Origin of the sequence: Epilithonimonas arachidiradicis, assembly GCF_003610695.1 — a bacterium.
In the GTDB taxonomy this organism is placed as follows: Bacteria; Bacteroidota; Bacteroidia; order Flavobacteriales; family Weeksellaceae; genus Epilithonimonas; species Epilithonimonas arachidiradicis.
Genome location: NZ_RAQH01000006.1, coordinates 84915 through 111505, shown reverse-complemented (window position 1 = coordinate 111505; position 26591 = coordinate 84915). Strand labels below are relative to the sequence as shown.

General features: G+C 35.8%; 22 protein-coding genes. 10 read left to right on the top strand and 12 right to left on the bottom strand.

Translation table 11 applies throughout. The features are described from left to right. The first annotated feature begins 234 nt into the window (after nucleotides 1–234). A complete protein-coding gene (locus BXY58_RS10975; protein ID WP_120213905.1) occupies nucleotides 235–2373 on the top strand; it encodes a S9 family peptidase in 2139 nt (712 codons plus the stop codon). A gap of 347 nt (nucleotides 2374–2720) precedes the next feature. Here BXY58_RS10975 and BXY58_RS10965 read toward each other — a convergent pair whose 3' ends face one another. After that, the gene (locus BXY58_RS10965; protein WP_120213903.1) at nucleotides 2721–2978 is read right to left on the bottom strand and encodes a hypothetical protein; all 258 of its coding nucleotides are present in this window, start codon (nucleotides 2976–2978) and stop codon (nucleotides 2721–2723) included. Between the two features lie 81 nt (nucleotides 2979–3059). Here BXY58_RS10965 and BXY58_RS10960 point away from each other — a divergent pair, with 81 nt between their 5' ends. Further along, nucleotides 3060–3674, top strand: a complete 615-nt coding sequence (locus tag BXY58_RS10960; RefSeq protein ID WP_170144222.1) for a hypothetical protein — start codon at nucleotides 3060–3062, stop codon at nucleotides 3672–3674. Nucleotides 3675–3700: 26 nt separating this feature from the next. Here BXY58_RS10960 and BXY58_RS10955 read toward each other — a convergent pair whose 3' ends face one another. Further along, nucleotides 3701–4027 (bottom strand): carboxypeptidase-like regulatory domain-containing protein, encoded by a 327-nt coding sequence (locus BXY58_RS10955; RefSeq protein WP_120213901.1) that lies wholly within the window; start codon nucleotides 4025–4027, stop codon nucleotides 3701–3703. Nucleotides 4028–4249: 222 nt separating this feature from the next. Between BXY58_RS10955 and BXY58_RS10950 the strand changes: the two genes are divergently transcribed. Beyond that, on the top strand, nucleotides 4250–5920 hold the full coding sequence (locus tag BXY58_RS10950) for a peptide MFS transporter (RefSeq protein ID WP_120213900.1): 1671 nt from the start codon (nucleotides 4250–4252) through the stop codon (nucleotides 5918–5920). 81 nt (nucleotides 5921–6001) lie between these two features. On the opposite strand, the gene BXY58_RS10945 is transcribed toward BXY58_RS10950, so the two are convergent. After that, nucleotides 6002–6511 (bottom strand): GNAT family N-acetyltransferase, encoded by a 510-nt coding sequence (locus BXY58_RS10945; protein ID WP_120213899.1) that lies wholly within the window; start codon nucleotides 6509–6511, stop codon nucleotides 6002–6004. Between the two features lie 132 nt (nucleotides 6512–6643). Between BXY58_RS10945 and BXY58_RS10940 the strand changes: the two genes are divergently transcribed. The 5 genes from BXY58_RS10940 (at nucleotide 6644) to recG (ending at nucleotide 13756) form a co-directional block, all read left to right on the top strand. Further along, nucleotides 6644–8359, top strand: a complete 1716-nt coding sequence (locus tag BXY58_RS10940; RefSeq protein WP_120213898.1) for a peptide MFS transporter — start codon at nucleotides 6644–6646, stop codon at nucleotides 8357–8359. Between the two features lie 67 nt (nucleotides 8360–8426). After that, nucleotides 8427–9413 (top strand): PDDEXK nuclease domain-containing protein, encoded by a 987-nt coding sequence (locus BXY58_RS10935; protein WP_120213897.1) that lies wholly within the window; start codon nucleotides 8427–8429, stop codon nucleotides 9411–9413. Between the two features lie 22 nt (nucleotides 9414–9435). Continuing rightward, nucleotides 9436–10947 (top strand): peptide MFS transporter, encoded by a 1512-nt coding sequence (locus BXY58_RS10930; protein WP_120213896.1) that lies wholly within the window; start codon nucleotides 9436–9438, stop codon nucleotides 10945–10947. 63 nt (nucleotides 10948–11010) lie between these two features. Beyond that, nucleotides 11011–11544: a thioredoxin family protein gene (locus BXY58_RS10925; protein ID WP_120213895.1), complete on the top strand. Its 534-nt coding sequence runs from the start codon at nucleotides 11011–11013 to the stop codon at nucleotides 11542–11544. 124 nt (nucleotides 11545–11668) lie between these two features. Next, the gene (gene recG / locus BXY58_RS10920; RefSeq protein WP_120214005.1) at nucleotides 11669–13756 is read left to right on the top strand and encodes an ATP-dependent DNA helicase RecG; all 2088 of its coding nucleotides are present in this window, start codon (nucleotides 11669–11671) and stop codon (nucleotides 13754–13756) included. A gap of 12 nt (nucleotides 13757–13768) precedes the next feature. On the opposite strand, the gene BXY58_RS10915 is transcribed toward recG, so the two are convergent. The 7 genes from BXY58_RS10915 to BXY58_RS10885 form a co-directional block, all read right to left on the bottom strand. Further along, complete coding sequence (locus BXY58_RS10915) at nucleotides 13769–14302, bottom strand: hypothetical protein (RefSeq protein WP_120214004.1); 534 nt, start codon at nucleotides 14300–14302, stop codon at nucleotides 13769–13771. 13 nt (nucleotides 14303–14315) lie between these two features. Then, nucleotides 14316–15779: a DUF6923 family protein gene (locus tag BXY58_RS10910; protein ID WP_147366838.1), complete on the bottom strand. Its 1464-nt coding sequence runs from the start codon at nucleotides 15777–15779 to the stop codon at nucleotides 14316–14318. Nucleotides 15780–16519: 740 nt separating this feature from the next. Then, nucleotides 16520–17011 carry a GNAT family N-acetyltransferase gene (locus BXY58_RS10905; protein ID WP_308659109.1) on the bottom strand — a complete coding sequence of 164 codons (492 nt, stop codon included), beginning with the start codon at nucleotides 17009–17011 and terminating at the stop codon, nucleotides 16520–16522. Between the two features lie 4 nt (nucleotides 17012–17015). Next, a complete protein-coding gene (gene recO / locus BXY58_RS10900) occupies nucleotides 17016–17693 on the bottom strand; it encodes a DNA repair protein RecO (RefSeq protein WP_120213892.1) in 678 nt (225 codons plus the stop codon). 3 nt (nucleotides 17694–17696) lie between these two features. After that, entirely contained in the window at nucleotides 17697–19946 is a 2250-nt protein-coding gene (porZ, locus tag BXY58_RS10895; RefSeq protein WP_120213891.1) for a type IX secretion system anionic LPS delivery protein PorZ, read from the bottom strand. A 1-nt stretch (nucleotide 19947) separates the two neighbouring features. Beyond that, complete coding sequence (locus tag BXY58_RS10890; RefSeq protein WP_120213890.1) at nucleotides 19948–20898, bottom strand: bifunctional metallophosphatase/5'-nucleotidase; 951 nt, start codon at nucleotides 20896–20898, stop codon at nucleotides 19948–19950. Continuing rightward, a complete protein-coding gene (locus BXY58_RS10885) occupies nucleotides 20898–21662 on the bottom strand; it encodes a 5'-nucleotidase C-terminal domain-containing protein (RefSeq protein ID WP_120213889.1) in 765 nt (254 codons plus the stop codon). Before BXY58_RS10885 ends, BXY58_RS10890 begins: the two co-directional genes overlap by 1 nt. Before the next feature lie 236 nt (nucleotides 21663–21898). On the opposite strand from BXY58_RS10885, the gene dapA reads away from it, so the two are divergent. Further along, on the top strand, nucleotides 21899–22774 hold the full coding sequence (gene dapA, locus BXY58_RS10880; RefSeq protein WP_120213888.1) for a 4-hydroxy-tetrahydrodipicolinate synthase: 876 nt from the start codon (nucleotides 21899–21901) through the stop codon (nucleotides 22772–22774). A 35-nt stretch (nucleotides 22775–22809) separates the two neighbouring features. On the opposite strand, the gene BXY58_RS10875 is transcribed toward dapA, so the two are convergent. Both BXY58_RS10875 and mqo read right to left on the bottom strand, forming a co-directional pair. Then, complete coding sequence (locus tag BXY58_RS10875; protein WP_120213887.1) at nucleotides 22810–23205, bottom strand: hypothetical protein; 396 nt, start codon at nucleotides 23203–23205, stop codon at nucleotides 22810–22812. A 15-nt stretch (nucleotides 23206–23220) separates the two neighbouring features. After that, nucleotides 23221–24702, bottom strand: a complete 1482-nt coding sequence (gene mqo / locus BXY58_RS10870; protein WP_120213886.1) for a malate dehydrogenase (quinone) — start codon at nucleotides 24700–24702, stop codon at nucleotides 23221–23223. Between the two features lie 170 nt (nucleotides 24703–24872). On the opposite strand from mqo, the gene BXY58_RS10865 reads away from it, so the two are divergent. Then, complete coding sequence (locus BXY58_RS10865; RefSeq protein ID WP_120213885.1) at nucleotides 24873–26561, top strand: ABC transporter ATP-binding protein; 1689 nt, start codon at nucleotides 24873–24875, stop codon at nucleotides 26559–26561. Nucleotides 26562–26591 lie beyond the last annotated feature (30 nt).

The following is a 26591-nucleotide window of genomic DNA, read 5'->3' as shown; positions in this document are numbered from 1 at the left end:
AGTTGATTGTCATAGGAGTTAAGTTGAGAATTACAGAAGTTAAGCGGAGAATTACAGGACTTGAGTAGATTGTTACAAGACTTAAGCAGATTGCTACAAATCTTAGTTAGACTGTTACAGATAACATTATAGCGATTCTGCTTAAAACAATTAATCTTTATTATATTTACGTCGTTAAAATCTTAGAAATGAAACCGCAAGGTTCGTGAATTCCATATTAAAAAATAGAAAATTATGAACAAAAAAGTTCTCTTATCTGCTGTGATGCTGACGGCAGTTTTCTCACAAAACACTTTTGCTCAAGAAATTACACTCGATAAAATCTATTCCGGCTATTACCGTGGAAAAGGAATAGCAGGTATCGCATCCCTGAATGATGGTGAAAACTACGCTACGATCGAGAAAGATGGTATCGCAAAGTATAATTATAAAACGTCTCAGAAATCCGGCAACATCGTGGATGGAAGCTTCGAATCTTATATTTTTTCGGCGGATGAATCCAAAATTTTGTTACAAAAAGAAAGTCAGGATATCTATAGACATTCGTTTTGGGGAAAATTTGATGTGAAGGATCTGAAGTCTAATAAAGTGACTGCTCTTAATAACGGGAATTGGATTCAGGAGCCGAAATTCTCTCCGGATGGAAGCAAAGTGGCTTTCATTGTTGATAACAACTTGTTTTATCAGGATTTGACTTCGGGGAAAATCACTCAGATTACGAATGATGGGAAGAAAAATTCTATCATCAATGGTCTTGGCGACTGGGTTTATGAGGAGGAATTTGGTCACGCCGATTATTACCAATGGAATAAAGCCGGTGATGCAATAGTATTCGTAAGATTTGATGAATCGAAAGTTCCGGAAATCTATATTCCGATTTATGGTAAATCGCTTTATCCAACGGAGATGCGTTACAAATATCCAAAAGCTGGCGAAACGAACTCGACGGTGACGGCGAATCTTTATCAATTGAATTCGGCAAAAACAACGGCTCTGAATCTGGGAAGTTTTGAGAATTATTACATTCCACAACTTTGGCAGACGAACGGCAAAGACGAAATCGTGCTGGCGACCAGCAACAGGCATCACAATCACGTGGACTTGCTGAAAGTGGATACCAAGTCCGGGAATGTAACCAAATTGCTTACGGAGACCGATAATGCCTGGATAGAAACCGACAATCTGACTTTAGAATTTTTGGATGACAACTCTTTCCTTTGGGCCTCTGAGCGTGATGGCTACAGACAATTGTACTGGTACGACCAAGCGGGAAAATTGAAAAAACAAGTTGCGAAAGGGAATTGGGAAATCACAGATTACTACGGTTATAACCCGAAAACTAAGGAAGCTTACATCCAAACCACCGAAAAAGGAAGTCTGAACAAAGTGGTTTCCAAGCTGAACATCAACTCCGGAAAAACGACTTTGGTTTCTTATCCGGAGGGGAACAACTCGGCAGCATTCAGCAAAACATTTAATTATTTCATCAATACCACTTCGACTGCAGGAACACCTTACAGATATGTATTGAAAGACGCATCAGGAAAAGAAATCAAGGAGCTTCAGAACAACAATGAGTTGCTTTCCAAACTCCAAAAAGATAACTTCGTGACGAAAGAATTCATCACCATTCCGAATGCTGTTGGCGACCAACTGAACGCCTGGATCATCAAGCCGAAAAATTTTGACCCGAATAAAAAGTACCCGTTATTTATGTTCCAATATTCCGGTCCGGGTTCTCAGCAGGTTTCCAATTCCTGGGACGGCGGAAACGGAATCTGGTTTGAAATGCTGGCTCAGAAAGGTTACGTTGTAGCTTGTGTGGATGGCCGTGGAACAGGCTACAAAGGAGCGAAATTCAAAAAAGTTATTTATAAGCAACTCGGAAAATACGAAATTGAAGACCAGATTACTGCTGCAAAATGGTTCGGGAATCAGTCTTATATTGACAAATCCAGAATCGGAATCTTCGGATGGAGTTTTGGCGGTTATATGAGTTCTTTGGCTTTGACAAAAGGTGCGGACGTTTTCAAACTGGGAATTGCTGTGGCGCCGGTGACCAACTGGAGATATTATGACACGGTTTACACCGAAAAATTCCTGCAAACACCACAGGAAAACCCGGAAGGTTATGACCAAAACTCGCCGACCACTTTTGCAAATCTGTTGAAAGGAAAATTCCTTTTGATTCACGGAACAGCTGACGATAATGTGCATTTCCAGAACTCTATGGAGTTTTCTGAGGCATTGATTCAAAATAAAAAGCAGTTTGAGTTTATGGCTTACCCTGATAAGAATCACGGCATCTATGGCGGACAAACCAGACCTCAGCTTTATGAGAAGATGACGAATTTTATTTTGGAGAATTTGTAGAAAGCTGGAAGTCGGAAGACTGAAGCTGGATGATAAAAAACCGCAGAAGATATTTTCTTTTGCGGTTTTTTAATACGGATGTGAACTTTTATTATCGATTAAAGAAATAAGGAATATTTTATCATCAATTTCCTGATATATTAAAGAGTTGTTTTTGTCAATCAGGCATTTGCGAAAATTTAAAATTTTGGACTTTGGACAAATCCTCGTATTGAGTCTAATCCTTTCAATCAGTCGGTCAAAATTACTTTCAAAATTTTCAATCTCAGTTCTGGACCAATTATCGAAAAGATAGTCTAAAACTTTGAAGTAATTACTCAAAGCCTCATCAGACCAGACAATTTCCATTATTTTGATTTTTCTGAAAGATAATTTCTAATTCTTTCCTTAGCCTCTTCGTGCGAATAGACTTTTCCGTTATCAATATCTTCTAAGCCTTTACTTATTGATTCTTTTTGGCTTTCAGATAAATAATCCGCCCAATCTTCATTGACTTGTCCTGTATATTTCATCTTTAAAAAAGCCACATAATCGCTAACCTGCTGAAGAAGCTCCGTAGGCAAAGATTTCAAATCGTTTTCCAAATCTTTTATCGTGATTTCCATTTTCTAAAATTTTAGCTTAATCAAAGTTAGCAATTTTTTTAATTGACGGAGAAAAGCTACCTTTAATCACATTCTAAAATTATGAATCGCAAAATCATCATCGTCCTCCTATTTTTATTTAACATTATGATATATAGTCAAAGTGATAAAGAGATATTGTTGCTGTACAAAAATGTCATTGAAAAATCGGATTCATTATTAGCGATTGGGAAAATAGCGCAAATTGATTCCAAAAAAGTTCTTTCGGACGCCAGATTAGCGGATAAAGAATATCCTGAAAAGTATTTTGAAAAATCAATGGAATATTTTAAGAATCATCAATATAACGAAAGTGGATTTCTATACTATCTCGGAAAAATGAGAGCAGAAGATCTTAATAATCTGGGACAGGAACATTATACCACTGGCAGCGATTATGATACTATTTTGGAAGAAGGACTTTTCATTTATCTGTCTGCTGATGCTGATAATTATGCTAAAATTCTGCAGATGGCAATGGATTTCTACAATGAAAATCCATATTCTTACATCAGCAAAACCAAAGGTTATAAAAAGCTCAAAGATCCGAAAAAATATTCTGAGCTGATAAAAATGCTGCAGGGCGACAAAACGAAAATTCAGACAGAATTAAATATGCAACGGGACGATATGAAAAATCGGATTACGCCTTATTTTCAGCTGCTCAAGGAAAACTAATTGTACTTAAAATGAAGATCAATTATTTAGTTTTGATACACTTTTAAGGTGATATCAGGAAGAAGAATATTGGTTTCGGAAGGTTTGATAATTTCTGAAGTGAATTTTTCGTAATTATTTTGTTCGATGATAATTTTAGCTTCATCAAATTTCACATTTTCTAATTCAAATTTCCCTTCCTTGTCTGTAATTGCAACCTTCAAAGTTTCCTGATTTGATGGATTAATTAATAAAACCTCAACGTCAGAAAGTGGCAAATTGTCCTTACCCAGGATTTTTCCTGAAACCGAGTTCTGAGCAAAAATAGCCGATGAACAAATGAAGGCAAAAAAGTAAAGCAGTTTTATTATCATAGTTTTATTTGTTGATTATCCTGTGAAGTCATTTACAATCTGGAATTAATCAGTATCAAAATAAAAAATATTGTTACTGGTATTGTTCAATATCTAGACTTTTAGAAAAGTGGACACTTCATTTCTGCTAATTTTAAAATGATAAACAACCTAATATGTTATTTTATCACATTGAATTAAATTTAAAATCCTATTTTTGGAAACGTTGTGAAAAATTAAGTTATGAAGACTAAGCATCCTAAAGGTTTACCTTATTTGTTTTTTACTGAGATGTGGGAACGTTTCGGTTACTATTTAATTCTCGGCATTTTCGTTCTCTATCTGATAGAGCCACAAGGCGTTGCCGGAGGTTTGGGAATACCGGATAAAGATGCAGATGATATTTTCGGAACTTTTATTGCCTTGACATATTTGACGCCTTTTCTTGGCGGGTTTTTGGCAGACCGCGTTTTGGGTTACATCAAATCCATTTATCTTGGCGGCGTTTTGATGGCAATTGGGTATATCGGCGTTGGTGTTTTTAAAGAATTGCCTCTGTTTTACGGTTCGCTTGCATTAATTATTATTGGGAACGGCTTTTTCAAACCAACCATTTCTACACTTTTGGGAAATCTATATTCCGAAGAACCTTATAAAGCTAACAAAGACTCCGGTTACAATATTTTTTATATGGGAATCAACATCGGAGCATTTATCTGTAATATCATTGCGGCATTTATGCGTAACAAATTCGGTTGGGGCGAAGCATTTATAACAGCCGGCGTTGGGATGTTGCTTGGATTGGTCATTTTTACGATTGGCAGAAAGCACTACATCCACGCGGCACAGATGAAACCGAAGCAAGAAGGCGACACCAAACTGTCAGAAATATTGATGAAAGTTTTTGTTCCTGCGATTATAGCGGGCGTTATCGGTTGGTTTGTTCCAACAATGGTTTTAGGAACCAACATTTTCGGAAGTACGAATACAGATGCCTTTATTTTTGCTTGTGTCCCTGTTATTTATTTCTATGTTTCACTTTATTTCAAATCCAATCCACTGGAGAAACCTGCAATTGGGGCTTTGCTTTCGATATTCTTAATCAGTATGTTTTTCTGGGCGGTTTTCAAACAAAATGGAACAGCTTTGACACGTTGGGCGAATTATTACACAGATAGAAGCGTGTCTGAAAAAGTCGAAAAGCCTTTGGCTTCGCTTTATCTTGTCGAGGAGAAAAGTTATGCTGATAAAGAGACACCTATTTTTGATGAGCAATTCCGGTCTCAGAAAGATGCTGATGGAAAAACCTTAAAAGAAACCGGAAAAGATATATACTTTAGAAATGTTTCCGCTGAGAAAAAAGCAGAATTAGAATCCAATTCCGACAAACCTGTTTTCTTATACAACACAGAATTATTTCAATCCATTAATCCTTTTTGGGTAATAGCTTTAACACCAGTCATTGTCGGTTTTTGGGCAATGTTGAGAAAACGAGGAAAAGAACCTTTGACACCCACGAAAATCGTTTTGGGATTGTTCATCACCAGCTTATCTTGCCTGGTAATGGTTGCTGCTGTTTATGCTGGAAATAATGGCGCAGAAAAGGTTTCTTCACTTTGGTTGGTTGCAGGTTATGGTGTTGTTACAATTGGCGAACTTTGTCTTTCGCCGATGGGATTGTCATTCGTTTCCAAATTATCTCCGGCAAGATTGACAGCGCTGATGATGGGAGGTTTCTTCTTAGCCAATTCTGTTGGAAACAAATTGTCGGGAATCCTTGCCAGCACCTGGTACAATTATGAAAACAAAGCCAATTATTTTCTTGTTAATTTCGGCTTGTTGATATTTGCAACATTGCTAGGATTAATGATGCTAAAAAGACTGAACAGAATAATGAAAGAAAGTGGACATTAAATCGACAAAGACTTATAATAAAAACAAAAAGCGAAATTAGTCTAATTAATTTCGCTTTTTGTTGCTTAAATTTCAATAAAGTCAAAGCACTTTTTCAAAAGCTTTTCTTGCACTTCCCCGGAAATGAACTTCTCCGCAATATTGGTAGCCTAATTTATCCAGAATCGCCAACATTGCCGGATTGTCAAAGTTGGTATCCACTTTTATACTGAATGTATTATTCTCTTTTGCAACATCTTCTATAAAGCTAAAAATCTTTTTAGATAAACCTTTCCCCGCAAATTTATCTGAAATCGCAACTCTATGAACTACCAAAAAGTCTCTGTTAGTCAGCCATTCTCCTTCTATAGCGTCATAAGCTGGCTCATTATTGAAAATCAGTGCACTGTAACCTGCAACTATTCCGTCCACCAATAAAACATACCCGAATCCTTTTTCGATATCAGACTTTACAGTTTCTAAGTTTGGATAACCGTCCTGCCATTGACGACTGCCATCGTTTTTTCTCCTTGTAATAGCGTCCTGTAATATTTCCCAAATCACCGAAGAATCTTCGGTAATTGCCTTTCTAAATTTTAAATTCATTTCCATAAAAAGACAAAATTAAATCAAATCTGTAAAATATGGATTATTAAATCTTACATAAACAGCAACTTGAATCACTTACGTTGATGAAAAAAAACTATATTTGTTACCTTTAAGAAAATTTAACAATTAATTTATATGGAGACAGTTCAATCCAATTCTAAACACCCGAAAGGATTGTGGGTGCTATTTAGTACAGAAATGTGGGAGCGATTTAACTTCTATGGAATGAGAGCAATTCTCAGTCTATTTATGGTTCACGCTTTAATGTTAGGAGAATCAAATGCATCAATCATTTATGGTGGCTTTTTAGCTTTATGTTATCTCACACCTTTATTAGGAGGTTTTATTTCTGATAAATACCTAGGAAATCGATACTGCATTATATTGGGGGGTGGTTTGATGGCGATTGGACAGCTTCTATTATTTTACAGTGCAACAAATTTTGATACAAGTTTAGATTTTTCAAAAACACTGTTCTGGTTAGGTTTATTAGTTATCATTTTTGGAAATGGATTTTTCAAACCCAACATCTCATCAATGGTTGGAAGTTTATATCCGCCAAGTGAGAAAACCAAATTAGACTCAGCCTTCACTATTTTCTATATGGGAATTAATATCGGTGCATTATTGAGCCAATATATTGTACCAATAGTTGCTGATGTTGTAGTGGATGGCAAACAAAATCCTTATGTTTTCAAATGGGGATATTTACTTGCAGCAATTGCAATGATTCTCGGAACATTGATTTTCTTTTTTCTTAAGAATAAATATGTTGTAACACCAGAAGGAAATCCTATTGGCGGACTACCAAAAAACAATAACAAAGACGACTTTGCAGAGGGAGAGTCCCAGACTGCTAAATTTTCGGGGAAATCAATAGGAATTACAGTAGTTTTATTTGCGATTTTATTTTTTGTATTTAGGTATCTATTGGTAGATGAATTTGGTTTCAGTTCAGTAGAAATGGGACAATTGATAAAAGGAATTATTTATCCTTTCATTTATGCTGCTGGAGTGTCGCTAGCATTCCTGATTATGAGCTCTGCCGAAAATAAGATTGAAAGACAAAGAATCTGGGTGATCTACATTGTTTCTTTTTTTATTATTTTCTTCTGGGCGGCTTTTGAGCAGGCAGGCTCGTCATTAACATTCATTGCATCTAACCAAACAGATAGAACATTTTTATTCGGTTGGCAAATGCCAGCATCAATGGTTCAAATTTTCAATGGTTTGTTTGTTGTAATTCTTGCTGTTCCGTTTAGTATTCTTTGGGATAAATTAAGGGCTAAAGGCAAAGAGCCGATTTCCCCTTTCAAGCAGGCAATTGGTTTGGCTTTGATAGCATTGTCTTATTTCATCATTGCTTATAATGTCAAAGACCTTGGAAACTCAGGATTACTGGCTATCAAATGGTTGATTTTGCTTTATCTGATCCAAACTATGGGAGAGCTTTGCTTATCCCCAATCGGTTTGTCGTTGGTTGGTAAATTAGCACCTAAGAGATTTTCATCTTTATTGTATGGTGTGTTCTTCATCGCCAATGCTGCGGGTTACGCATTAGCCGGAACTTTGGGAGCAATCATTCCTGCAACTGGGGACAAATTTGCAAAAGCCCAGGAAATTGGTGTTAATCTTCAGGATGTTCTGGATAAAAAAGTAACATTAAATCCTGAACAGTCAAAAGCTTTTGCTACTGCACAATTACCTACAGAATACACAACATTCGCAGGTTTTACCATTCATAATCTTTTCGAATTCTTTATGGTATTCGTGGTTCTTTGTGGAATTGCAGCTGTATTGCTAGCTTTCTTATCGCCAATTCTTAAGAGAATGATGCACGGTGTGAAATAAAAATTTTCATATTGATTTATAAGTTCAAACCACCGGATATTCGGTGGTTTTTTGTTAAATTCGTACGATGCAAATTTCAGAAGATATATTATTCCAATCTATACGAGATATTATTAATCAATCCCGTGAAAAAGTATTTCGTGTTGCGAATTCTACTCTGCTTTTGACTTATTGGCAAATCGGACAACTTATCGTAGAAGATGAACAGAAAGGAAAAGAACGGGCAGAGTATGGAAAATTTGTTCTAAAAAATCTTTCTAAAAAATTAACCCTCGAATTCGGGAAAGGTTTTGATGAGAGCAATCTTAGAAATATGCGGTCCTTTTTTCAAGCATTTCCAATTCGTGACGCAGTGCGTCACGAATTGAGCTGGACGCATTACAGATTGCTTTTAAGACAGGAAAATGAGCAAAAAAAGATGTATTATCTTAATGAATCTATTGAAAATAACTGGAGTTATAGAGACCTCAAAAGACAAATCAATTCTCTAGCTTACGAAAGAGTTTTAGAACATAAAAAATCTCGGACTGACAATATCCAAAGCGTTCTGAAAGACCCTTACATTTTTGAATTCTTAGGATTAAAGACGGACGAAAAAATTTCGGAAAAAGAAATCGAAACAGCAATTATTGACCACATTCAGAAATTTTTACTAGAATTTGGGAAAGGTTTCGCCTTCGTAGCCAGGCAGCAGCACATTTCTACAGATACATCAGATTTTTATATCGACTTGGTTTTTTATAATTATATTCTCAAATGCTTTGTCATCATTGATTTAAAAACCGGAGAACTTTCTCATCAGGACATTGGACAAATCGATATGTATGTCAGAATGTACGATGATTTGAAACGTAACGAAGGCGACAATCCGACAATCGGAATTTTACTGTGTTCTGAAAAAGATGAAACCATTGTAAAATATTCTGTCCTTAATGATAAAAACAATCTTTTTGCCAGCAAATATCTGCTCTACCTTCCAAAAGAGGAAGAGTTGAAACAGTTGATAGACCAAGATAGAATCCGGCTTGAGCTAGACAAAGAAAACAATAATTAAAATTTAATATCATAAACTTATTATGAATCTTACCCTCGAAGAAATTCAGAATTTCAAAGGCAAATACCCTAAACAGATTTGGTCTTTATTTTTCTCAGAAATGTGGGAGCGTTTTTGCTTTTATGGAATGCGGGGAATGCTCGTTTTCTTTATGATTTCCCAATTAAAATTTGGCGATGAACAGGCTAACCTTCAATATGGCGCAACGCAGGCATTTGTTTATGCATTTACATTTATAGGCGGTTTGTTTGCCGATAAGATTCTTGGATTCAGAAAATCTTTATTTTGGGGCGGAATTCTGATGATTATCGGAAGCCTTATTCTTGCGGCCAATCCTCACGATTATTTCTTTTTAGGAATTTCATTCACTGTTGTGGGAACAGGATTTTTCAAACCGAATATCTCCACAATGGTTGGAAAACTATATAAGCCTAACGACAGCAGAACAGATGCGGGATTTTCCCTGTTCTATGCAGGAATCAACCTTGGAGCGCTATTGGGAGGCTATCTTTGTATTGCTATTGGAAAGGGCGAAATGCTTTCGGATCTGATTCCGGAGTACAAAAGATGGAATATAGCTTTTGGATTAGCGGCTATTGTTATGGTCGTTAGTCTGATTAATTTCATTTTTACACAAAGAAGTCTTGGACCAATTGGACTTCAGCCTCAAAAGCTGAATGATGACGGTACATTTTCTCCACTGGACAAATGGAAAGAATATGGCGTTTACATTTTATCATTAGTTTTCATTCCGTTGATTATGATAATGGTTTCCGTTCCGCAATACACGGATTATTTTATGTGGACGGTCGGACCATTGACACTGCTCTATCTTTTTTACGAGATGACAAAAGTGAACTCAGCCGAACGCAAAAAACTTTGGGCAGCGTTGATTTTCATTATTTTCTCCATTTTATTCTGGGGAATCTACGAACAGAGCGGCGGTTCATTAAGTATTTTCGCAGCGAAAAACCTCAACAAAGACCTTTTCGGATTGGATCCAAATGGCGTTAACAATTCTGGTGGTGCTTTCTTTATCATTTTTCTGGCACCTCTGGTTGGATTACTTTGGATCTGGTTAAATAAAAAGAAACTGGAACCGAATACTATTAATAAATTCGGATTAGGCTTTATATTCCTGGGACTAGGTTATTATATTCTTTTCGGAACCAAATTTTTCGCTAATCTGCAAGGGATCACCTCGCTTAATATTTTTACCATTGCATTATTAGTGATCACTTTCGGAGAACTATGTTTATCACCAATCGGGCTGTCTATTATGACAAAACTGTCTACAGAAAAATTACAGGGAATGATGATGGGAATGTGGTTTCTTGCCTCTGCTTATGGACAATATGTTGCGGGACAAATAGGTGCAGGAATGGCAAAGGTAAAAGCCGGCGCCAACAACTATGATGCGCTCATCACTTATACCGATGGATATAAACAATTGGGATTATACGCTCTAATTGCCGGAGTAATATTAATTTTGATTTCACCTTTTGTAAAAAAACTAATGCAAGGTGTAAAGTAAACTGAATCATTGAAACGTCTATGAAAATAGAAAACTAAATAGAACAGCATACTAAAAACACAGATGAAAAAAATATTATTATTAACCTTATTTCTGATACAAGTTTCAGGGGTTGCTCAAGTCCGCTGGATGACGATGACGCAGGCTTTGGCTGCTCAGAAAAAAGAGCCAAAGAAAATCCTGATTGACTTCTATGCCGATTGGTGTGCACCTTGCAAAGAGATGGATAAATTCACTTTCAATCATCCGGAGATAGCGAAGATTATCAATGAAAAATTCTATGCTGTTAAGTTTGAAAGTGATGGCAATGAGACGGTTAGTTTTGCCGGACATACATTCACAAACCCTGATTATAAAGGCAAAAAATCAAAAAGCGGGCTTCATCAGTTTTCCAAATATATGAACATCAATATGATTCCGACAATGGTTTTTCTAGATGAAAAAACAGACCCGATTACAAGCCTTTCCGGCGCACTGAAAGCCAAAGAAGTGGAACCGTATTTCTCTATGATTGCTTCCAATGAGTATAAGACCATCAAGACCCGAAAAGAATGGGAAGGCTACCAGAAAAAGTTCAGGTCGAAGATTAAGGATTAATTTAAATCCAAAAGAAAATTAATGCCACATTCTTTTCCGGGATGACAAATTTTGCGTTTTTCTTTTGTGACTTTTGTGGTTTACTTTAATTTTCCCGAAATTCGTCGGAACAAATTTTTCTTGTTTGACTTTAGAAACTTCCATAGAATTTCTCAAAAATATCGGAACCGAACGCGCAAAACTCATCAAAAACGTGTTGGGAATCTCGACTGTGGAAGATTTGCTGACCTTCTACCCGATTCGATATATCGATAAAAGTAAGATTTACAAAGTTGGTAATTTGACAAAAGAGCCAGATGCGGATATCCAGTTGAGAGGAAAAATCACAGATATCCAAGAAGTTGTTTACGAAAAAGGGAAACGTTTGTCAGCGAAATTCAGAGACGAGACTGGTACGATGGATTTGGTTTGGTTCCGATACACCAATTGGATGAAAGACTCTATTCCATTGAATAAAGAAATTTTTATTTTCGGAAAAATCAACTTCTTCAATGGTAATTTTTCTATGCCACATCCGGAGATTGAGGCCGATGAAAAAAAAGCGTTGTCAGGTACGCTTTTACCAATTTATCCTGGAAGCGAAAAACTGAATAAGCGAGGCATTAATAATAAGTTTTTTCAGAATGTTATCTTCAACATTTTAAAAGATCTGCCTCAACTGACTTCAGAGAATTTACCCGATTATCTTTTAAAATCGATGAAATTAATGGGGAGGCTGAATTCCTATTACAACATTCATTTTCCAAAAGATTTCAAACATTTTGAAGCAGCTGACAGACGATTGAAATTCGAGGAAGCATTTTTCTTCCAATTAGGCTATGGACTGAAAAAACTGCATCAGAAAACAAAATCTTTCGGAAATCCGTTTCCAATTGTTGGTTATCATTTCACTCACTTCTACGAGAATAATCTTCCTTTTGAATTAACCAATGCGCAAAAACGTGTTCTGAAAGAAATCCGAACCGATATGAAACGTTCAACTCAAATGAATCGTCTTTTGCAAGGCGATGTTGGTTCAGGGAAAACGATGGTCGCATTATTAACTATGCTAATAGCGATGGATAACGGTTTTCAATCTTGTCTGATGGCTCCGACGGAAATCTTGGCGCAGCAGCATTTCAATTCAATACAAGAATTATTGCAAAATACGGATATCAATGTCAGACTTTTGACCGGCTCATCCAAAACTTCGGAAAGAAAAATCATCCACGAAGAATTAGAAAACGGACAACTTTCCATCCTGATTGGAACACACGCCATTTTGGAAGATAAAGTAAAATTCCAGAATCTTGGTTTGGCCATTATTGATGAACAACATAGATTTGGAGTAGCTCAACGTGCGAAACTTTGGGCAAAAAATAATATTCCGCCTCATATTTTGGTAATGACTGCGACGCCAATTCCGAGGACGTTGGCGATGAGTTTTTATTCGGATCTGGACGTTTCTGTTATTGACGAAATGCCTGTGGGCAGAAAATCAATTATTACCGCTCACAGACGAGAAAAGGATAGACTTTCGGTTTACAATTTCTGTCGGGAAGAGATAGAGAAAGGTCGTCAAATCTACTTTGTATATCCGCTCATCGAAGAATCGGAAACATTGGATTACAAAAACCTGATGGAAGGTCTGGACCAGGTTATGAATTTTTTCAAAAGTTACAATGTGACGATGGTTCACGGTAGAATGAAACCTGCCGAGAAAGATATTAATATGCAATTTTTCGCTTCTGGAAATGCCCAGATTATGGTTGCAACAACTGTAATAGAAGTTGGTGTCAATGTTCCGAATGCTTCTGTAATGGTGATTGAAAGTGCCGAGAGGTTCGGATTATCACAGCTTCATCAGTTGAGAGGACGCGTTGGAAGAGGCACAGAACAGAGTTATTGTATTCTGATGACAGATGATAAACTCAGCAAAGAAAGCCGGACGAGAATCAAAACTATGGTTCAGACCAATGATGGTTTCAAAATCTCGGAAGTTGATATGGAATTGCGTGGTCCTGGTGATATTCTCGGAACCCAACAAAGTGGTGTTGTAGATTTCAAAAAATTGAGTCTGATAGAAGATTCGGCAATTATCAAAGCTTCAAAATTAGCTGTTGAAAAAATCCTGGAAAAAGATTCGCTTCTCAATCATCCCGATAATCAGGTGATGAAACAATATTACATCAGGCAATATAAAGGGAAGAATAAGTGGTCGCAGATTAGTTAGCATCTTTCCAATCTATTTCCAATAGCTCCAGACATTCCCATCAAAAACAGCAATCGCCCGTCCAACAGTATCATAACATAACATTCCCGGATAGGGACTTTTTACAGTTAAATGTGGATTTGCGATTTTTGGTAATATCATAGCTTTGTCAGATGCCTCTAAAATGAAAACTCCTTTAGCATTACTGGTTTCAGCACCTACAATAACGCCAGAATTGGAATTGGACTCATCCGATGCATTTGGAACAATAGAACTCGAAACTCCTTGATCACTTAGATTAACCCAAGTACTATTCTCATACATCCTTACTCTGTTATTACTTTTATCAAAAAGAAAAGTACCATTATTGTCAGATGTCACAGAATTAAGAGCATTAGCAGTATCATCTACAGCAGGTAGTATAATACCATTGGTATTGCTGCTTATACTATTAAAATCCAAAAGAGTTGATGCACCATCTACATTGAGCTTACCACCTATAGAGACTTGCGCATTTACAATACCTGCTATTGCGCAGAACATTATATTATAAATTATTTTCTTCATTTGTTTTTTATTATCATTGGTTACAACTTCTATTGATACATTTCCATCGGGTTCCATTGAACAGTTTCACACATTTGTCCTGGATATCGTAAACAATCATCCCTTCCTTCGGATCTGTAATAGAATCTGTTGTTTGAGGCGTTGTACTCACGTGATTTACTCTTGTAATAACAAATCCTTTTTGTTTTGATTCCAGCGCTATAAAACCATTAGGAATATTTTGCGGCCAGCTATCCTGTTTCTGCTGTAATGTTATCCCAACCGGGGTATATGCATTGGGCGTACCCGTAGCTGGTGTTTTCGTACAATAACAAATTGACACTGTAATTGTCGATGGCGCAGAGACATCCCCAGCAGTATCGGCTACAGTGTATTGGATGGTTACTGGTTGCGTAAAAGTCGTTAACGAAGAAAATGTAACAACACCAGTTGTTGTATTAACAGTAAAAGTTCCTTGTCCGGGAATTGTAACTGAAGTAGCCGGAGTCATCGTTGATGGATTGATGAGTCTTACACTGGCAGGATTAATCGCTCTTGTTCCAGGCACATCATTATTTAAAACATTGATCGTTATATTCTGTGAAAGTGTCGGATCAGCAATACAGCCCGTATCATCTTTAGGGTTTGGTGGCAGTGTAAGCGCACAACTTGCACCATCTGCCAGGACTTGACCCGCATCACTGGCTGTTGTAAATAAGGATGCATTCATACTGTAACTCGCCGTAACAGGATTATACTGAAATTTATATGCATTCCTGCTTCCATTATTTCCAACGTAGAGATTATCCGCAGAATCAATAAAAGCTGTCCCCCAAGAATTATCCGCTTCAGAATTGATCTGAGTGCCTATAGCATCTCCCAAAAATTGTAGCGCATTGGTTGTTAAATTGATTTTAAAAACTTTCCTTGCACTGCCTATCTGTGTGATTCCATAGATGTTACCATCTGCTGCAAACGCAAAATCATTAATCTGAAAATCTGTAATCAGACTAGGTGTTGTAAAAGTAATTACAGTTACGGCTAATGTAGCAAGGTTGATTTTATAGATCTGTGCATTGGAGTTCCTGAAAATATATAATTCGTTATTAAAAACATCCCCCGCTGTAGCAGGTCCCACGGTTCCTGCACTTAGCCCAGTTACGGTAATCAGATCATAATTACCATTGGCGTCGATCCTGATAATCTGATTAGAGTTTGTTCTGTAGCCATAGATGTAGCCATCTAATTTGTTATAGCCAATACAATTTATCCTTCTTCCGGTAATGCCGGTTGATGACGGAATAATGGGATTTTTAATTAAACTTACGGCACCGCTGCTGGCATCGATTGAATAAAAACCAGAAATACCGTTGACCCCGGTAATGTTCTGCATGACAACGTATGCTTTTCCAGCCGCACAAGGTATTGGAACTGTGGCCTGGGACAATAATTTTGAAAATGCAGAAAATATAAAAAAGATGTATACTAATTTTTTCATTTTTGTGTGTTTTTTTAATACGGAACTCACTTTCCACGTATAAATACCTGAAAGCACCAATAGCATAACTTCTGCATGTCAATTAGCTACAGTTGTCAGAATAGTAATAGTTTGTAAGAGAATAGAACTTACTATTAAGGAAGATAGTGGGCAATAATATGCCGTTGGAATTTTTCATTTTTTTCATATTTGTGTTGTAACAAAGCTAAGTAATTTTTCTAACATTCGTTACACTTTAAAAGAACAAAATGCATTTTAAATGTCAATTAAATTAATATTTAACATAATATTTTAAAATTCACAAAAAAAAGCCAGCTATAAATAGCTGGCTTTCTAAATTTAAAAAATAGTATATGAAGAAAAATTACTATCAGGCGTTACTGATTTCGTTCTGGAACAAATCTAAAATTATACGGGCGATAATACTTTAATGAATCATTATCTGTGTATTAATAATGCTTAAGGATTAATTCAGTTAATCTTCAACAACAATTAATATAAAAACAATGTCAATTTGAGAAACGCATTAATCCAGAATTAAAGATTTTATTAATTCATTAAGCGTCAGTACAAATTTTAAACTGAGGAAATGTGAGATAGAAAATGAGAGATCGATAAGAACTGTTCTTTTTTATAATTGTTAATGATAAGTTGACAATTCAATATTAAAAAACGGTTCATTGCAATCGCAAAAAAGCATCTGCGAATTCACAAATGCTTTTAAAAACTATTTTTCTAATTTATTTTAATAAGAATTCCATCAGATAATCATCCATCACATATCCGTTTCCGATGTCAAATATGGCTTCATCATAAATTTGAAAGCCCTGGGATTCATAGAATTTTCGAGCTGAATTATTTTTATTAACTGTTAAGCTAACTCTTTTATCGCCCATTTTTTCAGCTTCATTACTGACAAAATTCAACGCTTTTTTCCCCAGGCCTTTCCCTTGTGCTTCTTTCAAAAAGTAAATCCTGTGAAGTTTTGTAGTTTGCGGTTCATGATGAAACTCAAATCCAACAAATCCTAAGAATTGATTTTCCTCCTGGATCAAATAATATTGATAATGAGGATTTTCGAAATGTTTTTTCAGGGTTTCTTCGGAATACATCATATTCAGCATATAGTCTATCTGATCTTGTTCCAAAATATCAGCATAAGCAAAACTCCAAGATTTTTTTGCTAAATCTTGAATAATAGAAATATCATTTGGTTCAGCTTTAATAATCATAATTTTAAAAAATTTCTTTGATGATTTCTAAAGATTTTGGTTCTCGGAAATCAGTAAAATGATAGTGAAAATAAACTAATATAGAATCGAGAAAGTTTTGTTTTCCTAATCGATTCAATTTGATACCATAGGGATCTTGAGATACAATCAGTTCTTTCCAAATGGCAGAGATATCCTTATCAAAAAAATGATGAGATTCAGTTTCTTCGAAGTTTCCTGACTCGGGGTTCAAATAAGTTTTATCAGAGAATAATGGCTGCAAACCCTGTTGTTTCAACAATCTGAAAATAAATATCAGATGAGATTGGAAATTTTCCATCTGTAACTGATCCAAAAAAAGAGAAATCTCGGAATAAATATTTTGGTTTTGATTTTCATTCCTCAAAACTTGATTCAGCAAATCAGAAATAAAAAAAAGAATAGAATTTTTACGAATATCTGCACTGAAGATATCTGTATTTTTTTGTTCTATTTTCAAAATGTTTCGGATATTTTTCTTTTTGTCCGATGTATAAAGCAGTAATTCATTCAAAGGGAAAAGAAATGCTTTTTTCTTATTTTTTGGGGCGTAAATTCCTTTAGCAAAAAAACTTTCGAAGCCATTTTCCCTGCAAAAACAATGGAGAACAGCATCGTGATCTCCATATTTTGTATAAGACAGTAAAAAAACTTCTTGGGTCATTTCTTAATTTACGACAGCTATTTTTGCGGTTGCTGTATCCGTTCCGTCTTCGTTGGTCATCAAAACATAATAGATTCCCGAAGCTACTCTCACGCCACGTTGGTTATTGAGGTTCCATTCGAAATAGCCTCCATTCGCTACAGCAGAATGTACAAGATTACCCGCTGCATCAGTAATTCTGATATTAGTTTTAGCCGCCAATCCACGTATTCTTACATTACCTTTATATTGTGCATAAACAACAGGATTTGGATACACCAGTACATTACCGAAGTTCGATGTAACTTCAGAAACATCTCCTTGATAAACCACTACCCCATCAATTGTCGCAAAGTAAACTTTACCGGTTTTTTCATCAATCTTAATATCAGTAACACTATTATTTGGTAATGATGAATTAGACTTAGTAAACTGATATATAGTCTTATCTCCTGCTGGATTAAGATAGAATACACCACCACCATCGACGGAAATCCATTTTTGATTTCCGGAATCTACGGCGATTTGTAAGATTTTAGCATCTCTAAAAAGCTCTTCTGCCAAACCATTTTGTTCAATAATTATTGCATCTGTTTGAGGATTATCCTCAAGTATTGCTGCTTTTGGATTAGAAAGAATTCTTATTCCTTGATTATTTCCTATCCAAACATCATCATTTTTATCTACTGTCACAGATGTTGTTCCGTTAATAGGTAAATTATTAGTTGTTTTAAGTACTTTGAATTTATCATCTGAAGTTTGATTTGCAGTATTGTTGTAATCATACATCAATAGTCCGCCGTCACCAGTATATGGTGCTGGCATATAAAATATGCCATCTTTCGTAAAAGGCTTCTGTGTACCTCCGATATTGAATGTGGTTAATGGTGATCCGAAATTATCACTCGACTTATTGAATAAGTAAAAGCTAGAAATAGGACATGGATCACTAAATGACGGACAAGTGGACTGGACTGTACTAAATAGATTATTCTGATCATCAAAAACTAATCCTATTGGTCTATACCAATACGAACTGGTATCATTGAAAAAATATCTCTTTACAAAATCATTGTTTCTCATTTTGTAAACGCCCTTCGTTGAACCATTCGCATAAAAATTCGTAAAATAAATTTCATTAGGATTTGAAGGATCTGGTATAATATCTAATATATTAAACGGAATTGTGGAATTATTCAGAAAATATTGCGGATAGATCCACTTGCTTCCGTCATAATAATAATAACCTATTTTATTTTCATTTTCCACAGGATCTTTCTCTCTGTTTCCAGAAGCAATCCAAATTTGATCATTTAGCATTGACAATCTATATGATCTATTATTGAAAGGCCCATCAGGTTTCAAAACACTTTTCTGTTCATTATACATCCCGGAAATTTGTGTTCCTGTGAACAGTTGATTATTATAGACAAAAGCAGTATTTATTAATTCACCTGCATTGAAGTTTTTCTGCTGAACACCATTGGTCCCATAAACATACACCTGAGTTTGATCCGCTATTACAATCTGATTATCTGTCACCTTTATATCTTGAATATCTGCAAATGTCCTGGAAATAGTTGAAAAACTTGATCCTGAGCCATATCTGACTTGTGCACCATTGGCATAAGCAATCACATTAGCTGCATCTATTTTCTTAAATGCTCCAGCTTGTAAATTGTTCCAGCTGGTGTAAACAGGGAATGTTGCGTTAATCTCGTGATACTTTAATCCTGCATTGGTTGCTACATATACTGTATTATCCTTTAAAACCGCAGAATTAGCAGCATCGTAAGCTGCTCCGGTGGAAAAAAATGCCGTATCACCAAATTCTCTCTTCGTAATATTAAAAATAGAGACACCATAACCGGCTGAGATTATGGCTCTGTCACCATTAATTGAAATATGATTAATCTTTTTGCTTCCATTGTACCCTGTTGCCAAAGGAATATCTACAACCAGAAATATCCCATTAGGCGTAATAACATCTAAAGATCCATTCTGGTATCCGACAATTCCCATTTGTGTAGCTGGATTGTAATCAAAAGCAGAAATTTTAACCTCATGAAGTCCGTTCGCTTTTGACAGTTTCTTGATTTCGCCAGTTCCGGGATAATAATAAAAAATTCCGTTTTCTGTGGCAGCGATTAATCTGTCACCATCTTCCCTAATGACCTTTACATTGTTATAAGAAAACAGGTCAGTCCATTTGCTGGATTGTGCTTGAAAAATCAGTGCTCCAAAAACTGATATAATTAATAAAATTTTATTCATTCTAAACAATTATGTTTTCATCTATTAACTGATTATTCCACGAAATATTTTTCACATTCTTATTTTTATCAAAATAAAAATCTAACCTTCCTAATAAAATCCCTGCCCAACCTACCTGATTGACAATGACATTTTTACCATCCTTATTCTGGAAGCTCAATGGTTCTTTCAAAAAAGTATGTGTATGACCTCCTAAAATCAAATCTATCCCAGAAGTTTTTGCTGCCAAATGTTTATCAGACATTTTTTCAGGCTGGTCCTGGTAATCAAAACCAATGTGCGACAAGCAAATTACCAAATCACATTTTTTCTCATTTCTCAGAAAGTCAGTATAGTGCTGAGCAATTTCTATTGGATTCTGATAAATTGTTTCAGCATAGTTCTTCTTTCCAACCAAGCCATTCAGCTCGATACCAACTCCGAAAATTCCGATTTTGATTCCGTCTTTGTTGAAAATTTTATATTGTTCAGTTTTTCCGTCCAGAATTGTATTTTTGAAATCGTAATTGGAACAAATGAAAGGAAATTTTGCATTCGGAAGAACTTTCAGAAAACCTTCCAGACCATTATCAAAATCGTGATTACCCATTGTTGACGCATCATATTGCATCATGCTCATCAGTTTAAATTCCAGTTCACCGCCAAAGAAATTAAAATAAGGTGTTCCCTGGAAAATATCGCCGGAATCCAAAAGCAAAACATTTTTTTCTTCACTCCTGATTTTTTTGATTAATGAAGCTCTTCTCGCAAATCCACCTTGATTTGGATTCTTGGTGTAAGATGCATCAAACGGTTCTATCCTACTGTGTTGATCATTGGTGTGCAGAATTGTCAGTTTGTGGGCAGATTCTTTTTTCAGAATATCAAATTGTTCTGCCAACAAAAGATTAGGTGCTAATGTCAAAGCAAGGCTTCCGCCTCCAATATATTTTAGAAACTCTTTTCTTTTCATTATTCCTGCACTTTTTTGTTTTTGAAAATCAATCTTACATCGTCTGGTGCTGATATTTCCGGATTTTGTCTGAATTTTTCTAGAAACAAATCCCTCATTTTGATTCCTGTAGGAATGACCTCACCTTTGCCGAAGAAAAACATATTGTCACCACCTGTAGCCAGATAATCCGAAGTCGCAATGTAATAGGTCTTGTTATAATCAACCGGTTGTCCGTTGATCAATTTTCTGGTAATAGAATTTTGGTCTGTCTCTATAACAAGATGAGAAACCGGATTATTTTTCTGAGTTTTAAGGTAATAATCAAAGAGACCTTCCACGTCTTTTCCATTCATTTTGATGATGACGATTTCATTTTCGAAAGGCATCACTTCATAGATTTGTTTGGTCACAATATCTCCTTTTGGAATAATGGTTCTGATTCCTCCGATATTGATCACTGCCGCATCTATTGCAGGAATATTATTCTTTTTTGCCCATTCGTCAGCACCTTCAAAAGTATAATCTGCCAAAAGATTTCCGAGATTGCTGTTATCGCCTGACTTATTAAGCTCTGTGTTGGTATGAGAAATTTTGGTATTCATTTTACCTTCCAACTCGTGCTTGTAAGGTTGGATGATAGCAGCCATTTCCTTATCTTCAGTGAGATCACTGGTAATGTAAATATTCTTTTCGGTATGGATATTTGCAATATTGACCGGTGCTTTACAACCAATCAACAACAAACTGATAATACCAAATCCTAATAATTTATTTTTTATCATTTAATTTTTATTTTAATTAATGAATTCGTGAATCTCCGATTTCATTTAAAAATAATATGGATACAAATCTAATGATTTTCGGGTTTTAAAACTAACTAAATAATTGTTAGAGAAGTCAAAAGAACATTCATTTTAGTTTAGATTAAAATCATAGTTACCAATCAACAAAGCCAAACATAATCTTTGTCAATTATTAAAATAAAATTAACTTTGAGAAATTTAATTTTCAAATAAAAATGGGTCAGCTAAAAGGCGTAGGTGTAGCTTTGGTAACACCTTTCAATGAAGATCTATCCGTAGATTTTGATTCTCTTACCAAATTAATCGATTATAATATAGACAACGGAACCAATTTCCTCGTTGTTCTGGGCACTACAGCAGAAGCTGCAACGCTTTCCAAGGAAGAAAAGGACAGAGTTGTTGCTCACATCACCAAGATCAATAATAACAGATTACCATTAGTTTTAGGAATTGGCGGAAATAATACGGCTGAAGTTGTACAGCAAATCAAGGAAACGGATTTGTCAGATTTTGATGCAGTTTTATCGGTTTCTCCTTATTACAACAAACCAAATCAGGAAGGGCTCTACCAGCATTACAAAGCTCTGGCTGAAACTGGCGAAAAAATTATCATTTATAATGTTCCCGGAAGAACCGGTCAAAATGTTGAAGCTTCTACAACTTTGCGTTTAGCTAACGATTTCCCGAATCTTTTTATGATTAAAGAAGCGGCACCAAATATTTTGCAGTATTTCGATATCCTGAGACAAAAGCCTGAAAATTTTTCACTGATGTCTGGCGATGACGAATATACTTTGCCGGTAACTTTGGCTGGAGGCGATGGTGTAATTTCCGTAATCGGACAGGCTTACCCAAAAGAATTTTCTACAATGGTAAAACTCGCTCGTAATAGAGAAGTGGATGAAGCTTACAAGATTCACAATTCTTTGGTAGAAATTACAAGGTTGATTTTTGCTGAAGGTAATCCTTGCGGAATCAAAACTATCCTTGCGGAAAAAGGTTTGATTAAAAATTACTTGAGACTTCCATTAGTTGCGGCTTCGGAAGGGCTTCAGGAAAAGATAAAACAAGAGATGCAAAAGCTTTCTTAAAATATAAAAGGTTCAGAAATTCTGAACCTTTTTTGTTATATATCTAATTTGATTTTATAAACATCAGAAGAATTTCTTACAATACCTTCCTGAAAAAATCCGCCATTCTGAGGAATTAATTCGATAAAATCAAAAACGACACAGTCTTTTGGTAATCCTGAAAATATCAACGTAAACCAATATTCTTTTCCATAAGGAACATCTGTCCAATCCGGGAATAAGCTGATATTCTCAAAATGAACCAGCTTGGAAATATGTTCCGAATGCCTGTCAACCAAATAAGTTGAAGACCAAATCCTGATTTTCTCCTCCAAAAACACATCTGATTTGTAACAGCAATGCAATATGACTTGCCTTTCTTCTACGATTTCGGTTTTCAGTTTCAGAAGAAGATCTTCGGAGATATTCGGTTTTACTTTTGTTTCACTCATGGTTTGAGTTCTGTATTAATATTCCAATTCCAGTTTTTCTTTAGAATAATCTCTGATGTGATAAATCAATTCAGGGTGTTCAGCTAATTTTTTGCCATAACTTGGGATCATTTCCAGAAGTTTATCGTGCCAATCAGTCGTCAATTTCTTTTCAAAACATTTCTCCAAAACCATTATCATTGCAAATGCAGATGTACTTGCCCCAGGAGAAGCTCCTAATAAGGATGCGATATTTCCTTCTTTGTTCACAACAACTTCTGTCCCGAATTCCAATCTTCCACCTTCGAACCGGTCTCTCTTGATAATCTGAACTCTTTGCCCGGCATGCATCAGTTCCCAATCTTCTTCTTTTGCATCTTTTACAAAATCTCTAAGATGTGACATTCTCTGGGATTTGCTCATCGTCACTTGCTGAATCAAATATCTCGTTAAAGGCATATTGTGCCACCAGGCTCCGAATAATGAACGGATATTTTTAAAATTGACACTTTCTGGTAAATCCAGATAGCTTCCTTCTTTTAGAAACTTAGTCGAGAATCCTGCAAAAGGTCCGAATAATAAAGCCTTTTTACCGTCAATAATTCTAAGGTCAAGATGCGGAACAGACATTGGCGGCGCGCCAACTGTTGCTTGTGTATAAACTTTGGCGTGGTGTTTTTCCACCAACTCCGGATTGGTAGTTACCAGCCATTGCCCACTCACAGGGAAACCGCCGTAACCTTTGCTTTCCTCGATGCCTGAACTTTCCAAAAGAGGAAGCGCATATCCACCTGCTCCAATGAAAACGAAATCGGCATTAACAGTTTGCTTATGAAGATTTTTCCTGTCATTGACCTGCAGTTCCCAGCCCCCTTTTCCATCGGCATCAATATCTTTAACCTCGTGGTAAGTAAAAACTTCTACAGATTCAGTCTTGTTGAGATGATCTATTAATTTCGATGTTAATTTTCCAAAATCAACATCGGTTCCCATATCCATTTTAGTTGCAGCCAGTTTGTCTGACGGCATTCTTTTATGCATCATCAGCGGAACCCATTCGTTCAGTTTTTGATGATCATCAGAATATTCCATTCCCTGAAACAGAGGTGATTTTTGTAATGCTTCGTGTCTTTTTTTCAGATATTCCACATCTTTTTCACCAAAAACAAAGCTCATATGCGAGCAGGAATTGATGAATTCTTTCGGTTTATCAATAATACCTTTATTAATCAGGTAAGACCAGAATTGCTTAGAAACTTCGAACTGTTCAGCGATATATTCCGCTTTTTTGATGTCAATTTTACCTTCTTTTTCCGGCGTATAATTCAGTTCACAAAAAGCGGAATGTCCTGTCCCTGCATTGTTCCAGGCAGATGAACTTTCTTTCGCCACTTCGCCTAATCGCTCAAAAATTACAATTTCCAGATTTGGGTCAAATTCGTGAAGCATTGTTGCCAGAGTTGCGCTCATTATACCACCTCCGATCAATGCAACATCATACTTTGGTTTAGGAGTCATTTATTTAGATTTTTCGGTTACAAAATTACAGATTAATGTCAAGTTTTGTACCTCATTATTTTCGAAATAACTTATCATTTGTTAAGAAATCTCAAATCTCATTTCAAAGTCTTTTCTGAAATTTTAAATCATTAATTTTGCAAAGACTTTGGAAAATCGAAGGGTAAAAAATGAAAGCTTTAAAAACACTGAATCCATATTTCTGGAAACATCGCATCCTACTTTTTTGGGGATTTTTATTCATCGTTCTGAGTAATTTTTTCGCGATCTACAAAATCCAGTATATCGGTCAGACCATTAATATAATTGAGAAAAATTACTCAACACTTAACTTATCATCAGAACTTAACATCATTGACAATGTTAAGAATAACTGGACTTATTTCAGAGTAATTTTTATCAACTCAGGAATATTAATTGGGTGTTCGTTACTTTCGGGCTTCTTTACCTTTATGATGAGGCAAACCATTATTGTAGCATCCAGAAGGATTGAATACGAACTGAAAAATAAAATCTATCGCCATTATCAGGAATTGTCGGTCACAGATTATAAAAAGACAACCATTGGAGATCTGTTGAATCGCTTGAGTGAAGATGTTGTAGCCATCAGAATGTATCTTGGCCCTGGCGTGATGTACGTTGTGAATCTGATCATCTTATTAATCATTACCAGCGTTTATATGTTTATGACCGACCTGCAGATGACACTTTGGACTTTGATCCCGCTTCCGATCCTTTCTTACGGGATTTATAAAGTGAGCGACATCATCAACAAAAAATCGAAAGTGATGCAGAAAAGCCAGTCTGCAATTTCGACGTTTGTACAAGACAGTTTTTCCGGAATCCGGGTTGTAAAGTTTTTCAGTAAAGAAAGATATATTGAGAAAAATTACGGAATCAAAGTAAAAGATTATCAGGACAAAGCGCTTGATCTGGCCAGAACCGAAGCTTACTTTTTTACGATTATCATTTTCGTCATCGGGCTTCTGAATGTTGCGATTCTTTACATTGGCGGGCAAAAATATATTGCCGGAGAAATGAGTGTAGGAACTATTGCTGACTTCTTTATGTATATTAATATGTTGATTTTTCCTTTCTCTATGTTGGGTTGGGTAACGTCTGTCAATCAAAGAGCGGAAGCCAGTATGCAGCGTGTGAATGAGTTTTTGGATTTGAAATCCGAAATCGTTAATACCAACAATGAAGTTTATCCGATCACTGGCGACATCGAATTCCGAAATGTAAGCTACACTTATCCAAATACGGGGATCAAAGCTATAGAAAACCTCAGTTTTAAAATTAATGCCGGAAAATCGCTTGCAATAATGGGTAAAACCGGAAGCGGAAAATCAACAATCGCACAATTGCTTTGCCGGCTAATTGATCCGGATGAAGGCGAAATTCTTATCGACGGTAAGAATCTAAAAACTCATAATCTGAAACTTTACCGAGACCAAATCGGTTATACACCACAAGAAAGTTATCTTTTCTCTGACACGATAGAGAACAATATTGGCTTCGCTATTGACCATCCGAATCATAATTTGGTAGTAGAAATGGCAAAAAAGGCAGATGTTCACAAAAATATTGAAGAATTCAAAGAGCAATATCAAACAATGGTTGGTGAACGCGGTGTAATGCTTTCTGGCGGGCAAAAACAAAGGATTTGTATTGCCAGAGCAATGATAAAACAACCGAAAATTCTGATCTTTGATGACTGCCTTTCCGCATTGGATACGGAAACAGAAGAGAATATTTTACAAAACATTGATAAGGATATCAAAACCACCACTTCCATCATAATAACTCACAGAGAATCAAGCGCAAAAAGGGCAGACGAAATCTTATATTTGAATTAAATCCGACTACAACATCAGTGATATTTTTAT

Bases quoted from the DNA above. Each gene is read 5' to 3' on its own strand.
- BXY58_RS10975 (WP_120213905.1), top strand. From the start codon at position 235: ATGAACAAAAAAGTTCTCTTATCTGCTGTGATGCTGACGGCAGTTTTC.
- BXY58_RS10965 (WP_120213903.1), bottom strand. From the start codon at position 2,978: ATGGAAATCACGATAAAAGATTTGGAAAACGATTTGAAATCTTTGCCT.
- BXY58_RS10960 (WP_170144222.1), top strand. From the start codon at position 3,060: ATGAATCGCAAAATCATCATCGTCCTCCTATTTTTATTTAACATTATG.
- BXY58_RS10955 (WP_120213901.1), bottom strand. From the start codon at position 4,027: ATGATAATAAAACTGCTTTACTTTTTTGCCTTCATTTGTTCATCGGCT.
- BXY58_RS10950 (WP_120213900.1), top strand. From the start codon at position 4,250: ATGAAGACTAAGCATCCTAAAGGTTTACCTTATTTGTTTTTTACTGAG.
- BXY58_RS10945 (WP_120213899.1), bottom strand. From the start codon at position 6,511: ATGGAAATGAATTTAAAATTTAGAAAGGCAATTACCGAAGATTCTTCG.
- BXY58_RS10940 (WP_120213898.1), top strand. From the start codon at position 6,644: ATGGAGACAGTTCAATCCAATTCTAAACACCCGAAAGGATTGTGGGTG.
- BXY58_RS10935 (WP_120213897.1), top strand. From the start codon at position 8,427: ATGCAAATTTCAGAAGATATATTATTCCAATCTATACGAGATATTATT.
- BXY58_RS10930 (WP_120213896.1), top strand. From the start codon at position 9,436: ATGAATCTTACCCTCGAAGAAATTCAGAATTTCAAAGGCAAATACCCT.
- BXY58_RS10925 (WP_120213895.1), top strand. From the start codon at position 11,011: ATGAAAAAAATATTATTATTAACCTTATTTCTGATACAAGTTTCAGGG.
- BXY58_RS10915 (WP_120214004.1), bottom strand. From the start codon at position 14,302: ATGAAGAAAATAATTTATAATATAATGTTCTGCGCAATAGCAGGTATT.
- BXY58_RS10910 (WP_147366838.1), bottom strand. From the start codon at position 15,779: ATGAAAAAATTAGTATACATCTTTTTTATATTTTCTGCATTTTCAAAA.
- BXY58_RS10905 (WP_308659109.1), bottom strand. From the start codon at position 17,011: ATGATTATTAAAGCTGAACCAAATGATATTTCTATTATTCAAGATTTA.
- recO (WP_120213892.1), bottom strand. From the start codon at position 17,693: ATGACCCAAGAAGTTTTTTTACTGTCTTATACAAAATATGGAGATCAC.
- porZ (WP_120213891.1), bottom strand. From the start codon at position 19,946: ATGAATAAAATTTTATTAATTATATCAGTTTTTGGAGCACTGATTTTT.
- BXY58_RS10890 (WP_120213890.1), bottom strand. From the start codon at position 20,898: ATGAAAAGAAAAGAGTTTCTAAAATATATTGGAGGCGGAAGCCTTGCT.
- BXY58_RS10885 (WP_120213889.1), bottom strand. From the start codon at position 21,662: ATGATAAAAAATAAATTATTAGGATTTGGTATTATCAGTTTGTTGTTG.
- dapA (WP_120213888.1), top strand. From the start codon at position 21,899: ATGGGTCAGCTAAAAGGCGTAGGTGTAGCTTTGGTAACACCTTTCAAT.
- BXY58_RS10875 (WP_120213887.1), bottom strand. From the start codon at position 23,205: ATGAGTGAAACAAAAGTAAAACCGAATATCTCCGAAGATCTTCTTCTG.
- mqo (WP_120213886.1), bottom strand. From the start codon at position 24,702: ATGACTCCTAAACCAAAGTATGATGTTGCATTGATCGGAGGTGGTATA.
- BXY58_RS10865 (WP_120213885.1), top strand. From the start codon at position 24,873: ATGAAAGCTTTAAAAACACTGAATCCATATTTCTGGAAACATCGCATC.